This window comes from Herbaspirillum sp. RV1423, assembly GCF_000577615.1.
In the GTDB taxonomy this organism is placed as follows: Bacteria; Pseudomonadota; Gammaproteobacteria; order Burkholderiales; family Burkholderiaceae_D; genus Herbaspirillum.
The window spans coordinates 397,841-410,597 of sequence record NZ_CBXX010000001.1; the positions used below are offsets into that span (position 1 = coordinate 397,841).

Annotated in this window: 16 protein-coding genes and 1 pseudogene; 8 read left to right on the forward strand and 9 right to left on the reverse strand. The window is 54.0% G+C overall.

The genetic code is table 11. From position 1 onward, the window contains the following. Position 1: 1 nt before the first annotated feature. The gene (gene dcd, locus RV1423_RS01795) at positions 2-568 is read right to left on the reverse strand and encodes a dCTP deaminase (RefSeq protein ID WP_034292419.1); all 567 of its coding nucleotides are present in this window, start codon (positions 566-568) and stop codon (positions 2-4) included. A 637-nt stretch (positions 569-1,205) separates the two neighbouring features. Between dcd and RV1423_RS01800 the strand changes: the two genes are divergently transcribed. The 4 genes from RV1423_RS01800 to RV1423_RS28870 all read left to right on the forward strand — a co-directional run bounded on the left by RV1423_RS01800 (position 1,206) and on the right by RV1423_RS28870 (position 3,239). Next, positions 1,206-1,472, forward strand: a complete 267-nt coding sequence (locus RV1423_RS01800; RefSeq protein WP_034292420.1) for a hypothetical protein — start codon at positions 1,206-1,208, stop codon at positions 1,470-1,472. 297 nt (positions 1,473-1,769) lie between these two features. Next, positions 1,770-2,354, forward strand: a complete 585-nt coding sequence (locus RV1423_RS01805; protein ID WP_034292421.1) for a TetR/AcrR family transcriptional regulator — start codon at positions 1,770-1,772, stop codon at positions 2,352-2,354. Between the two features lie 132 nt (positions 2,355-2,486). Further along, positions 2,487-2,975 (forward strand): hypothetical protein, encoded by a 489-nt coding sequence (locus RV1423_RS01810; protein ID WP_034292552.1) that lies wholly within the window; start codon positions 2,487-2,489, stop codon positions 2,973-2,975. Positions 2,976-3,023: 48 nt separating this feature from the next. After that, the gene (locus tag RV1423_RS28870) at positions 3,024-3,239 is read left to right on the forward strand and encodes a hypothetical protein (RefSeq protein WP_081768633.1); all 216 of its coding nucleotides are present in this window, start codon (positions 3,024-3,026) and stop codon (positions 3,237-3,239) included. Positions 3,240-3,287: 48 nt separating this feature from the next. Here the strand turns inward: RV1423_RS28870 and RV1423_RS01815 are convergent, their stop codons facing one another. Next, positions 3,288-4,061, reverse strand: coding sequence for a type 1 glutamine amidotransferase (locus tag RV1423_RS01815; protein ID WP_034292423.1), 774 nt, complete (start codon positions 4,059-4,061; stop codon positions 3,288-3,290). 403 nt (positions 4,062-4,464) lie between these two features. Beyond that, positions 4,465-5,388 carry an AraC family transcriptional regulator gene (locus RV1423_RS01820; RefSeq protein WP_034292425.1) on the reverse strand — a complete coding sequence of 308 codons (924 nt, stop codon included), beginning with the start codon at positions 5,386-5,388 and terminating at the stop codon, positions 4,465-4,467. A 98-nt stretch (positions 5,389-5,486) separates the two neighbouring features. Here RV1423_RS01820 and RV1423_RS01825 point away from each other — a divergent pair, with 98 nt between their 5' ends. Together RV1423_RS01825 and RV1423_RS01830 are read left to right on the forward strand one after the other, a co-directional pair. Continuing rightward, positions 5,487-6,329 (forward strand): NmrA family NAD(P)-binding protein, encoded by an 843-nt coding sequence (locus tag RV1423_RS01825; protein ID WP_034292427.1) that lies wholly within the window; start codon positions 5,487-5,489, stop codon positions 6,327-6,329. A 37-nt stretch (positions 6,330-6,366) separates the two neighbouring features. After that, on the forward strand, positions 6,367-6,792 hold the full coding sequence (locus RV1423_RS01830; protein ID WP_034292429.1) for a nuclear transport factor 2 family protein: 426 nt from the start codon (positions 6,367-6,369) through the stop codon (positions 6,790-6,792). Between the two features lie 424 nt (positions 6,793-7,216). Here the strand turns inward: RV1423_RS01830 and RV1423_RS30305 are convergent, their stop codons facing one another. Continuing rightward, positions 7,217-7,498, reverse strand: a complete 282-nt coding sequence (locus RV1423_RS30305; RefSeq protein WP_231502014.1) for a LysE family transporter — start codon at positions 7,496-7,498, stop codon at positions 7,217-7,219. On the opposite strand from RV1423_RS30305, the gene RV1423_RS01840 reads away from it, so the two are divergent. Beyond that, positions 7,386-7,871: an isochorismatase family protein gene (locus RV1423_RS01840; RefSeq protein WP_081768635.1), complete on the forward strand. Its 486-nt coding sequence runs from the start codon at positions 7,386-7,388 to the stop codon at positions 7,869-7,871. The two genes, RV1423_RS30305 and RV1423_RS01840, sit on opposite strands and share 113 nt — an antisense overlap. A gap of 121 nt (positions 7,872-7,992) precedes the next feature. On the opposite strand, the gene RV1423_RS01845 is transcribed toward RV1423_RS01840, so the two are convergent. The 5 genes and pseudogenes from RV1423_RS01845 to RV1423_RS28880 form a co-directional block, all read right to left on the reverse strand. Next, a complete protein-coding gene (locus RV1423_RS01845; protein ID WP_034292430.1) occupies positions 7,993-8,448 on the reverse strand; it encodes a GNAT family N-acetyltransferase in 456 nt (151 codons plus the stop codon). A gap of 154 nt (positions 8,449-8,602) precedes the next feature. After that, the gene (locus tag RV1423_RS01850) at positions 8,603-10,402 is read right to left on the reverse strand and encodes a S10 family peptidase (protein WP_051516414.1); all 1,800 of its coding nucleotides are present in this window, start codon (positions 10,400-10,402) and stop codon (positions 8,603-8,605) included. Beyond that, positions 10,362-10,595 (reverse strand): hypothetical protein, encoded by a 234-nt coding sequence (locus RV1423_RS30310; RefSeq protein WP_197034855.1) that lies wholly within the window; start codon positions 10,593-10,595, stop codon positions 10,362-10,364. The genes RV1423_RS01850 and RV1423_RS30310 overlap by 41 nt, the downstream gene beginning before the upstream one ends. A gap of 70 nt (positions 10,596-10,665) precedes the next feature. Further along, positions 10,666-11,406 carry a class I SAM-dependent methyltransferase gene (locus tag RV1423_RS01860; protein WP_034292434.1) on the reverse strand — a complete coding sequence of 247 codons (741 nt, stop codon included), beginning with the start codon at positions 11,404-11,406 and terminating at the stop codon, positions 10,666-10,668. Between the two features lie 58 nt (positions 11,407-11,464). Continuing rightward, positions 11,465-11,602, reverse strand: a pseudogene (locus RV1423_RS28880) (IS3 family transposase); the annotation flags it as partial. A 320-nt stretch (positions 11,603-11,922) separates the two neighbouring features. Here RV1423_RS28880 and RV1423_RS01865 point away from each other — a divergent pair. Next, positions 11,923-12,669 carry an SDR family oxidoreductase gene (locus RV1423_RS01865; protein WP_034292436.1) on the forward strand — a complete coding sequence of 249 codons (747 nt, stop codon included), beginning with the start codon at positions 11,923-11,925 and terminating at the stop codon, positions 12,667-12,669. The last annotated feature ends 88 nt before the right edge of the window (positions 12,670-12,757 follow it).

A 12,757-nucleotide genomic window follows, 5' to 3' on the forward strand; every position in this document is an offset into this window, starting at 1 on the left:
CTTAGGTCTTCGGCAGCGTCACGCCGTGCTGGCCCTGATACTTGCCGCCGCGATCCTTGTAGGAAGTCTCGCAGATTTCATCGCTTTCAAAGAACAGCACCTGAGCGCAACCTTCACCGGCGTAGATCTTGGCCGGTAGCGGCGTAGTGTTGGAGAACTCCAGCGTAACGTAGCCTTCCCACTCCGGCTCGAAAGGCGTGACGTTGACGATGATGCCGCAGCGCGCGTAAGTCGACTTGCCGAGGCAGATCGTCAGCACGCTGCGCGGGATGCGGAAATACTCCACCGTGCGCGCCAGCGCGAACGAGTTCGGCGGAATGATGCAGACATCGCCCTTGAAATCAACGAAAGATTTTTCATCGAAGTTCTTGGGATCGACAATGGTCGAATTGATGTTGGTAAAAATCTTGAATTCGTTGGCGCAGCGGATATCGTAGCCATACGAAGACGTCCCGTAGGACACGATCTTGTGGCCGTTGGCCTCGCGCACCTGACCGGGCTCGAAGGGCTCGATCATGCCTGTGTTTTCCGCCATGCGGCGTATCCATTTGTCGGATTTGATTGCCATTGTCTTTTTGGAAATAGAGTGCGATAAAAGTGCTGCAATTCTACGCTAAATGCCGCGTAAATCGCGAATTGAGAAAAGGATGCGCACTACTGCCGCATTGAAAACAGACTCGAGCGGCCCTAAACGAAGCATGCCTCCTCTATCGCCGTCATCCCAGCGAACGTTGCGATTCAGCGGCGTGAGGATGGCCGATACGACGCTGGGTCCTGACTTGCGTCAGGACGACGGACGGGGGAGTGTGACGAGGGTATTTTCGCATTCACCGCCTCCCACTGCTCATTACTTGATGCTTGACGATAAACAATAAGAATTTATTCGTTCATATTTTCTACAATTGAGGATAAACGACTGCGAAATATTGTTTTGAGAGTTTTCTCATATATCGCCCGGATGATCGCCACCACAATGGCTGCCCGCAAGCGTCACTGAATCGATCAAGTAGACGACCCGACAAACGGTCCTCATTGCTCTCGAAATACATCGACTCCAGTGATTGATTGCGGAATCGATTCGACCGGCTGCTGCCTGCGACAAAAAGCCGAAGAAGCCGTCATGTCTCCGACGTATGTCACGACCAGGAATTCTTCTCAGTCGAATCTTCTTTTTATCAACGTTTAATTTACTTACCCACACCACTATGCACATCAAACACATTGCCATTGCTGCCACTCTTGCCGTCACCGCCGGCGCTGCCTTTGCCGAAGGCGGCGTCTATCCTCCCGAAACCGCATTCGTTTCGACCACCACACGCGCTGCAGTCATTGAGCAGATTCGTGCAAACGATCCCAACATGGCACGCACCAATGCCTATCCGGTTGCAGTCCAGCCCGCGCCGTCCATGAGCAAGCACGAAAACGCCATGCAACTGCAGGCGGCTGACAAACAACTCTACCAAGGCGCTTAAGCCTTTGTGGCTCCTGTTCAAGCATCATCCTGCTTTGACGGAGCCATTTTCTCCCTCCGCTTTTACCTCGCCAATACCGACAACCATTGCGCACTCGCCGGCTTTCCTGCGATTGATCCGATCTGCTCTAATCGATGCCGCGGACTACCGGATGACGAAATCAGACGCCGGTCAAGGTATCGCTCGCCTGGCCCGTAACACTCAAATCTTCTTGCAGTACATATGCGGCAACGGGGTCGACTGAAGGAAAACGAATCATCGCTTGACAGACTACCTACTAAAAGGTAGCCTGCATGCATGTCCACTTCATCCAATACATCCGACGGCATCTTACGGTGCGCCCAATCGCTGATCGTTTCCGGCGGCTACAATGGCTTCAGCTATGCCGACATAGCGAAGGTCATTGGCATCCGCAACGCCAGTATTCATCATCATTTTCCCAGCAAAGCCATTCTCGTTCGCACACTGGTGACACAGTATCGCGAGGAGATGCAAGCTGGAATTGCAAATCTGGAGCACAGCGTTTCCGATCCGCTTGAACAGCTTCGCGCCTATGCCAAATTTTGGGAAGTTTGCATCGCTGATGCATCCTCCTCATTTTGCGTTTGCGCCTTGCTGGCGAGTGAAATGCCGATTCTTCCTGATGAGATCGCGCTTGAAGTGAGAGCGCATTTTCGGGTGCTTTCGACCTGGCTGACATCTGTTTTCGCACGCGGCGCAGCGCAAGGCAGCTTGCAACTGACCGAGCCGCCCGGGGTGGAAGCTGAAATATTCATGGCGGCAGTCCACGGCGCCATGCTGTCGGCGCGCGCCTACGGGGACGCGCACATGTTCGGCGCCATCATCAATCCGCTTCTGGCACGCCTCGTTCGTCAGGGTTGATGTGTGAAGCAATTGCTTCAACGCTCGGCCGCTTTACCTACCGATTAGTAGGTAGCCTTATTGCAAGAATCGCTGTTCTGAAACAAGATCGCCCTTCTTTGCACCTTGCATTTTTTGATAAAGGATCGCTTCATGTTTGGAATTTCTCATCTCGGCTGGATTCACACACTAGGCAGCTTGCCGGCCATTCCGGCGGCTGTGTATATGTTTGCGCGCTATGGACGAATCACGCCCCGTTCGAGAGCCGGCACTGTCTATCTGATTTCAATGTTGGCGGGGGCCACTACGGTCTTTTTCGTGACGCATCAGCCGGTCAGCTATGCAATCGCTGTCGCCACGCTGTTTTTTCTTCTTGTGGGCTATAGCGCGGGCAGATTTTCGAAGGCAGGAGGTATGGCGATGTATATAGAAACGGTCTTCCTGACAGTGAGCGCATTTCTGCTCATGGTGCCGACCGTCACTGAAACGCTGCGCAGAGTGCCGGACGGCCACCCGTTTGTTACCGATTTGAAATCTCCGCTGTTGCTCGGATCGCAAGCGAGCCTTCTTGTCATGCTGATTGTCGGACTGAGCATCCAGATCATGTATTTGCGCAGGAAAGGCAAAGCCGCGATCGCATGAACAACGTAATGCCGCCAAGCGTTCAGGGAATTCTCAAGGAGAGATAGCATGTCGCGTAATCCGGTAACGCCCGTTCGTCCTGTCGATCCCGTTGGCGCCGTAAGACGGGTCGACAGCGGCTCCACCTATTTTCGCCATCTGGATCTGTGGCGACTCACCTCCGAGGTCCATGCGGCAGAACGCCGGGCAAAAAAACCGGGTACCCGGGATGACGATTTCGCCCGGGTCTTGTCCTGCGCTGCGAATCCTGACACGGAAGTTTAAGAGAGCTAATCGGGCAACTGATTCGCTGGTGCAGGAATAACCAGAATTTCATAAGCGTGAACCAGCGCTCCGGGTCATTGTGGTTCTGGCATGCAAGGATGCGGAGCTCAGGGCAACAAAGGCAGGTCTGTCCAACTGACAGGTCCAGGCTCGATAAGTTTGCTCCGCTATCATGTGCAATGCCTCAATGCGATCACGCAATTCTTTCAGAATTTGCGTCTCGCTTTGAACGGCCGGCCCGTGCGCGCGAAGGAGTTCGCTTCGCCCGGCGGCACACCAATTCCTGATGCTTTCTTCGGTCACTTCCAGATGACCTTGAAATGCCCAATGGCGACCACGGCTGAAACCCTTGTTCAGGCAATGACTGCCATACATCGTGCGGACTGCGCCAACAGGAATTTCAAAAGTATCGTAATGCCAGTTAAACATCGTCGCTTGTCTGGGCAGCGCCATAAGCTGTTGCGCGTGTGGAGTGATCCCTATTTGGCTCCAGCCGATATTCGGACAACTATTGCGGCTGACCTTCGCCCCCATGGCACGCGCAAGCATCTGCGCGCCAAAACAATGCCCGAGAACCGGAACGTCACGCCTTATGGCATCTTGCAGCAATGTCTGCTCGTCCTCGATCCACCGCAAAGTTTCATTAACGCAGTGATCGCTGCCCAACACGACAATGCCGCCAAACTTGCTTGCATCGATGGGCGATTTTCCATCCGATGCAGGAGAAATGAGTCGGTACGGAATCCCGTTTTCATCTAAATGATCGCGCAGTACACCCGGCCCTTGTGTTGATTCGTGTTGAAGAATAGCGATTGGTCTCATAAAGTCACGGCTTGCATCAACAAGCCTGCAGTGATGGAGACCTCAATTTAGAATCTTCAGCATAAAAAACGGATTCTATTTGATGCAATTTACGTAAAAAACGCGTTAAAAATCTCGCTCTCCGCCCCGAAAGAGATGACCATCACAATCGCAAAAGAGATATTGGAATTACGGCCCGACGCCGATTTCGGGCATTAACAAAAGCGAGATGATCTTATATTTTCAAGTCGTTGCCCATCGTTGAAGCAATGAACTGAGAATCTATTGATACCCTGGAAAATTCGTGATCTGTTTCCTCAAATCCGCGGAGACAAAAATGCCCGATCGGCATTGTTCCTGACAACGGATTCTACTGCCATGTATAGCTAATTTCTGAGCGCAGGCCTGTGTGCTGCCGCCCCCGCTAATGAGCCACCGTGGCGTCGAAAAGGGCTTGCCCACTCTGACGCCAGCGCCCTGGAGGCTGCCCGTGATGTCGGCGGAACGCCGTGGCAAAAGCGTATAGAGACGAGTACCCAACCCGCTCTGCCACTTCAATCAACGAAACGTCCTGCGTTCGCAAGAGATCGCGTGCGACAGTCATACGCCAGCCAGTGAGATACCGCATCGGCGTGTCGCCGAGAACCTCCTGGAACACACGCGCAAACGTGGCCCGGGACATATTGCTCATCCTTGCCAGTTCGTCCACGGTCCACGGCTTATTCGTATCCCCATGCATTGCCTGCAACGCTCTCGATAGGCGCCCGTCCGCCGCCCCCCGGACCCATGCTGGTGCATTCACGCTTGATGCCAGTCCGGTCCGAAGCCCAAACACGACTAAAACGTCCAGCAGCCGATCGAGCACCGTCTGGCGACCTGGCTCGGCCTGGGATAGCTCTCTTGACAATAGCGCGACCACCCCATGAATCGGATTGTCCACGCTCGAGGGAACCAGGAACACGGAGGGAAGCGCGTTGACCAGCCCTGCACCGATGTCCCCCGCAAAGCGATATGCTCCACAGAGGAACGCCGCTGCACGCGGATCATGCTCGGCTTCATCGGAAGAGTGCTGATTCCTGAAATCCTCCGGCAAGACGCAATGCGCACCGGGTTCGTGGGCGATAAAGTGGTCAACTCCCCCTCGCACGAGCGCCAGATATCCCGGCCTGAGTTCGATGGGAGCGTCCTCACCATCGAGCCACAACCAGGCTTGCCCCTGAATCATTGCGTGCACGGCAAGTTGAATTGTGCCAGGCAACCGCAGCCCCCAAGGCGCGACAGCGATAGATCGCGCGAACACGCCGCCAGAGGCGCGCGCGCGCACTAGGTGTTCTTGCAATATGTCCATGCATTGAGCGTATCACACAAATTAATGAGCGAATAGATCATTGATACTCTCACTATCTGCGCATAAAGTTATGTCACCGGCCAACCAGGAGCAGCACCATGAACGACATTACCGACAACCCCACCCTTGTACTCGGCGCAACCGGCAAGACCGGGTCCCGCGTCGCCCGAAAGCTCGTCAACAGAGGAATCTTCGTCCGCACAGCAGCTCGCAGCGGCGCCGATGTCCGGTTCGATTGGAACGATCCATCCACCTTTGCAAGCGCCCTGTTTCAGATCTCGGGCGTCTATCTCGTGTCGCCTGTGATGCGCATCGACTTTGCCAACATCGTTGCCCAGTTTCTCGACGAGGCAGAGCGCGCCGGCGTGCGCCATGTCACCTACCTCAGTGCCTACGGCATGGAGCATGCACCTGCTGAAGTCGCGCTGCGCGCGGTCGAGTTGGACCTGGCCTCGCGCACCTCGCTCTCGCATTCCATCCTGCGCCCTGCTTGGTTCATGCAAAACTTCAGCGAGACGTTTCTCAAACCCGTGAACGATGAAATCGTTGTGCCTTGCGGTATCGGGGCCGAAGCATTTGTCAACGCAGAGGACATCGCTTCCGTCGCGGCGGCGACACTGAGCGCCCCTGCGCAGCACGCCAACCGCGCATATTCCCCCACAGGCCCAGAAGCATTGACCTTCGAAGAGGCCGCCACACGCATCTCGAACGCGGTCGGCCGTAAGATTTCGTACCGCGACCTTGATCGCAACGCTTGGATCAATGCCATGATCCAAGCCGGTGTGCCCGCTGAATACGGTGAGGTGCTTCGCATGCTGACAGAGACGATCGCAAGCGGACGAGGCTCTCAACCAAATAACGACGTTCTGACAGCGACTGGTGCGGCCCCCTTCCGATTCGCAGAGTTCGCCACAGAAACTGCTGCCGCATGGCGCCAGTGAAGGTATTACCCCAGGAATCGACCAAGGAGAACAGGAAATGTCGAATCAAAAATATTCAGCCTTCAAACCCGCAAAACCCTACTTCGATCTAGTCCGGGGCGCGCTAGGCAATCTTGTCGACGGGGAGCACTTCTTCGATATCGTCGCCGACGACGTCATCTACGAGGTTCTCTATGACCTGGGCTGGCCTCGCGTTATCCACGGGCGAACCGACCTGATGGCCGCGTTCAAGGGCTACGTCGACAACATCGCGCTTCAATCAGCCGACAAGTTGATTACTCACAAGACAGACGACGGCTGCGTCATCGAATACGAAGTTCATGGAACGATCCTTGTGACAGGCGCGAAATGCGACAATCGGTTCTGCTCAATCATCAAGATCGAAAATCGGAAGATCAGGCATTGGAGAGACTACATGGACTCCCTTGCGGCCTGGAACGCACTGACACCGAGCGCTCGCTGAGCCGATGCTGCCTTGCAGTTATCACACAATAAAATGGTTGCCGATCTGATGCTGATTCTGTACGCCAACGAACACATTGAACAGTCGCTTCCGTGTAGTCATGCCAGGCGATGTATCGACAACCCCAATTTCTTGCCGCAATCGCGCAGTCTGCGTGCTGCTGTTTCCCGGTTTCTGGCCGCTAGTGAGAAGCCACCATTATCGATAGTCAGCATTGAGGTATTTTTCGCCGCTCTTTGAATTGTTTACGACTGCTTCTGGCCAAGGCTGTGCAAAAACGTAAATATCAGAAGAAACGTGGGTAAGGGGAGCCTTCCCGATGTCGAGAAAATTGAATAGCGAACGATCTGAGCAGTCGATTTTTCAATTGATTAAAAATTTCTGCGTTTTTACATAGCCTCGGCCTGAAGCGGACAAGCCTCAATTAGGCATTACGCCTCGTGGCGGCAAGAAAGGCACCCAAGCAGATCATTGTTGCTCCCGAAAAACGCGTTAGCAGGCGCGCACGCGACGTGCGAAGACTCTCAGATACAAGAAGACGTTCGGCCGCCAACACTGCGATGATATCGACTAACGTATTAAGCAGGACACAGATGCCACCCAAGACGGCCACTTGGCCCGTCATAGCAGAAACAGGGGCGATGAACTGCGGCAGAAACGCCAGAAAGAACAGTGCCGTCTTGACATTCAGGGTTTCGACGACTATTCCCTCGGTCAACGCTCGTTTGCTGCCTTGCGCCACTATCCTGACAACTGTGACTGCCGAACGGGGTGGCATCCTCTTTCCTCAGATCACCGACGTATTCCCGTGCCAGGAGGTGATCGACCGCACGTTCATCAACACTTGGCAGGACCCGAAGGTGGTGGATGCCGTCAAAGCGACGGGGCGCAAACAGTTGATCATCGCCGGCCTCTGGACCGAAGTATGCGTCGCGATGCCGACAATCCGGGCTCTCGGCGAAGGCTGGGATGTGACGGTAGTCACCGATGCCTCAGGCGGCGTCTCCGTTGAGGCTCACAAGATCGCTATCCGGCGAATGATCATGGCCGGCGCGAACATGATAGTGCTTTGGATTTGAAGCCAGATCCTGGCCGGTGGCAGTCATTCGCTTTTACTGGCGTACAAAGCTGCACGCTGATTCCGCGGCAGAGGAAGCCCGTTTCTGGCCGGTTGCGGGCCACAAACATTTTATCTCTGACCTATTCCAGCGGCTTAGCCATCTCGGAGGTTGAAGACCAGCCGATATTTTCGTACAGAGGGCGTCCCATTCCAGTTGAATGAAGAATCGCGTAGGTCAGCCCTCGTTTCTTGAATTCAGCCTCGCCCATTTCCATCAGCAAGCCTGCGATACCTCGCCTACGATGTTCTGGTTCCACATACACGTTGAGAATATATCCGCGTTTGTTCTGAATCGGATGAGATGGATGAGGCGGCCAGTCAATTTCCATCAACCCGATGCCGGCTACAGCGGAGTCCTTGAGAACAGCAATAAATCCAAAATAGCTTCCATCCAAAAGCTTGGATTCCAGCCAATCGCGAAAATTTGGCCTCATGGCAGTGAGAATGTCTTCATCGCGACCAGCCTCTCGAAACATCAATTCCCGGTGTCGGCATATCAGATTCAAGTCGCCGGGCTGAATGTTACGAATCTCCATATGGGCCTCCAATGTTTAGGTTCCATTTCCTGTATCAGGTTCTGGCCTATTCCGGCTATCGATCTCACCTATCGTCTTCTCCTGGCAATTGCGAACGTCACTTCTTACGGCTAAGGAGATACTGGCAATTGCGCATTCATATCGAATTCATAACTTACTTGGCGGTCTTCGTCTTTACAAACACCGCTCCTGCGGCAGAATCGTAAAATTTAACGAGATCGGCCTTAAATACATGCAGGGATGGGTCATCCAGATAAATCATGTGGCCCGCCGGATAAAAGGTTGTCGTTATATTGTTACGCAGGCCTCGCTCCAAGCCCATATGCGACAGATCGTATTGTGTAGCCGAAAACGGCGTGGCCAGATCGAAATAGCCGTTTGCCGACAACACCATCAGACGCGGATTGCGACGCATGGCCTCGGCCAGATCGCCGGCCGCATACGCTTGCGTCAACTCATCGCCCCACCATGCGCGATGCTTCCAATTCCACTGCTTGATGGCATCGTTGTTAAACGTTCTGTAGTTACCTTGAGGGACATAGCGCAAATCCCGCGCAAGATGCTCCTCCAATGCGGCCTTGAATGCCGCCGCAATCGCGCTTACGGAGGCATCATCATTTGGCCTCTCGCCGACATCGTCATAGTCGATACCCTGGAATCGGGCGTCGTATCTACCGACGTTACGGGATTCGCCGCGTAGTAATTCTTTACGGAAGCGCGACGGCCAAATACGCAAGCGGCTAGCCTTGACGTACTCCACATCGAGCCCCGTGTACTGCGCAATACGTGCAGCGATTGTGTCACGTTCCGCGTCAGGCAGCTCATCGCCGCGAGCAAGCGCGGTCGCGTAGGGACCATAAGCGAAAGCCCGCACCTCTTCCAGAAAGCCACTCAACGAAGATGGCTTGGGTTGGATTTTGTTGTGATACCACGCGATGGCAGCGTAGCTCGGCAAATAGTGGACCGAGGCAATATCGTAACCCGGCGCGTCCCGCGCCAGATTCAATACGGACGACAACAACACGACGCCGTTCAACGCAATGCCGTTTTCTGCAAGACGGTACGCCAGCATCGCCGCCCGCGCAGTGCCATAGGATTCTCCAAACAAGAATTTAGGCGAGTTCCAGCGCTGATTCAACGTCAGATAGCGATCGATAAAACGGATATATGCATTGAGATCTTCGTCGACACCATAAAACCGCTTACTGGTTCCGCTCCCGACGATGCGTGACAGGCCTGTCCCGACGGCATCCACAAAGACGAGATCGCTCTTGTCGAGCAAGCTGTCCGGATTGTCCCTCAACAAATATGGCGCCGGTGGTGTCGCGAGCGGACTAGTCGTCTGTACACGCTTGACACCAACCGAACCGATCATCAAAAACGAACTGCCTGCGCCAGGCCCCCCATTAAACAAGAAGGTCAACGGACGAGAGGCAGATGGTTCGCGCGAATTCTCGGCCGTATAGGCTATGTAGAACATGCTTGCTTCAACCTGCTCCTTGCTGTTGCGCAGAACCAGATTTCCCGCCGTCGCAGCGTAGTTGATCGTGCGGTGGTTCACCTCGATGGTGTGATGCGTCACGACTGCGCTTTCGGGTACCGCAGGACCGTAGGCTTCGGCTTCTTTCTGCGGCTCCGATTCGATGGATTTTGATGATGAAAGGGCCTTACGGGAATCGTCAACGACTGGCTGATCGGTCTTTTGTGTAGACATCCCGGACGCTGGCCGCGATGCAGGAGCAGGTGTCACTGCTACGTCCGCCGAATACGCCGTGTCCGGGAGCATGAAAAACGCCACGGAATAAAGAAGCGAACTGCCCGATATCAACACCTTGAAAGTATTTTTTACTCGCAACCTTCTTGAGAACATAGGTAAAAATTGGTGCGTACTTCTCACCGTCTCATCGACATTTTCATCTGGCATTTTTTGACCTTCTTCGATGATGTTTCGCATCTTCAAATGCTCCCTTGAATTTTAAGATCATTGCATGCAGCACTGACAAATGACTGACATTAAAATGTCCGGTCTTGGCGATTGCGGCCATAGTTTCCTCGAAAATAGAGCCGAACGCATTCATCGTGATTTCGATTCGGATAAAGGTGCTGAAACTCAGATCGCAATTCGACATAGCGCGGAATGTAGACATCGTCGTCGCCATGCCAAGAGGTTCTTTCGACGGGAAAAGACCCGTTGCGCAACTCTGGACGGATGCGTAATCAACACTGTTCCCACTTATGCCCTGACACTACCGTTACTTCGAGCTTACGCTCGAATATTCCAGACGCATTGGACCGCCTTCGCACATAATCACCAAGTTCGGCCTCGATTGTTGCTCGAAGGACTACTGGCACTTCCTCCCACAAGCGCATGGAGCGCGCGTGCGCAATGGCTTGCTCAGCAGATAGTTGCTCTACCGTGGGAAGCACGGTGCTTTCGATTGCTTGAAAACCATTGGAACCCAGAATCTCTGCTGGTTGATACCTTACTTTGGGGTGTGCTTGGCGTAGAGCTACGTGACGCCCAACGATCTTGACGATAGCATCCCGAAAATCTCCAGCATCATTCTTGTTGACCACGACGAAGGCAGCTCCCGGCCGGAGCACTCGCAGAATTGTTTGCACTGACGCCTCATCAGAAAACCAATGGAATGCCCCAAAAGCAGTGGCCCCGCCGAAACTCGCTTCCTTGAAATCGAGGCCGTCGGCTGGCATCACATGGTACATCCTCGCTTTCCCCCGCAAGCGAGCCTCTTCAATCATATCCGAGTCAATGTCAGTTCCAACAGTGTCCAAACCACGCTCGGCCAACTGCCTGGTTGCGATGCCCGTCCCACACCCAACGTCAAGGACTGGGTGCTCTGAGCTCGCGCCAAGAATAGTAACGACCCTGTCGATGACTTCCGATGGATACGCTTGCCGGGTTAGATTGTAAAGCGCCGCTGACTCGCCGAATGACATAACTAATACTCCATAGGTTGGATGGTCCTGGCCGTCCCCGACAATACGGACACATCCGTTAGACGCTTAAAAGATTTTCAAATTGTACTGGGCTAAGGTAGCCGATAGTTGAATGCCTGCGTTTTGGGTTGTAGAACCTTTCAATGTAATCAAAGACGTCGGCACGAAAATCGTCGCAAGTGCGGTATCTGCGGCGGCTTACGTGCATCGGCTTTGTCGGTCATATGCGCGGGATAGTTATCGGCAATCGGCATTTGAAGTTACCACTATTTCTTATTGCCTTATTGCCCCCCATTCGCATCGAAGGTTCATTTAACTGCGCATTGGCATCCAATACTCCCATCGACAAAATCCTTTCCGAACTCCATGACGCTTTTTAAGGGTTATAAGACCTTTGCGTCATTTCTCCTACGTTCCATAATTGCTACGAAAAATCAAACCGAGATCAACGCGCAAAGGCGATTGCGCTTTGAATCTTTGGCCTAATCAATCGTGCAATGAGAAAGGGAACATGACATGAGACTCAAGAATAAATCCGTTTTGATTACGGGTGGCACCAGCGGCATCGGCCTGGCGACCGCCAAACTTTTTATTGCGGAAGGCGCTCGGGTAGCTGTGACCGGTCGCGATGAATCGGTATTCGAACGCGTGAGGGTCGAGCTTGGTGAGGACGCGCTCGTCCTCAGGGGCGACGTCCGTTCAATTGGGGACATGCGAGCGGTGGCCGCAAAGGTGAAAGAGAAATTCGGAGGCCTGGATGTCGTGTTCGCCAACGCTGGTCGAGCGTTTCCCTCCCCGCTCAATGACATCGATGAAGAACTCTATGACGACATCATGGACATCAACGTCAAGGGCGTTGTATTCACGCTTCAGGCGGTACTTCCGGACTTGCGGAAGGGGGCCTCGGTCATCCTCAATACATCGTTCGTCGCACAAACGGGTAAGCATGGCATTTCGCTGACCGCAGCAGCGAAGGCCGCCGTGCGATCACTTGCTCGCAGTTGGTCCTACGAATTTCTCGATCGTCAAATCCGCTTCAACGCGATCGCGCCCGGCGCGATGGACACGCCTCTGCTCAGCAAATGGGGCATGTCCGACGAGGACCTTCGCAATATCAAGCTTGAACTCGCCAAGACTATTCCCGCAGGCCACATGGGCAAGGCCGAGGACATTGCCTACGCCGCGCTCTATCTCGCCAGCGACGAGTCCTCTTATGTCGTCGGCACGGAACTTGTCGTTGATGGCGGCGCCTCGCAACTTTGAGGCTTCGGCTCCCTGTCCGGGAGCGTTTCACTCAACCAGATCTCCCCCACATTCCAATCACGCACCCGCCACGCTTTCGTCGTGGCGG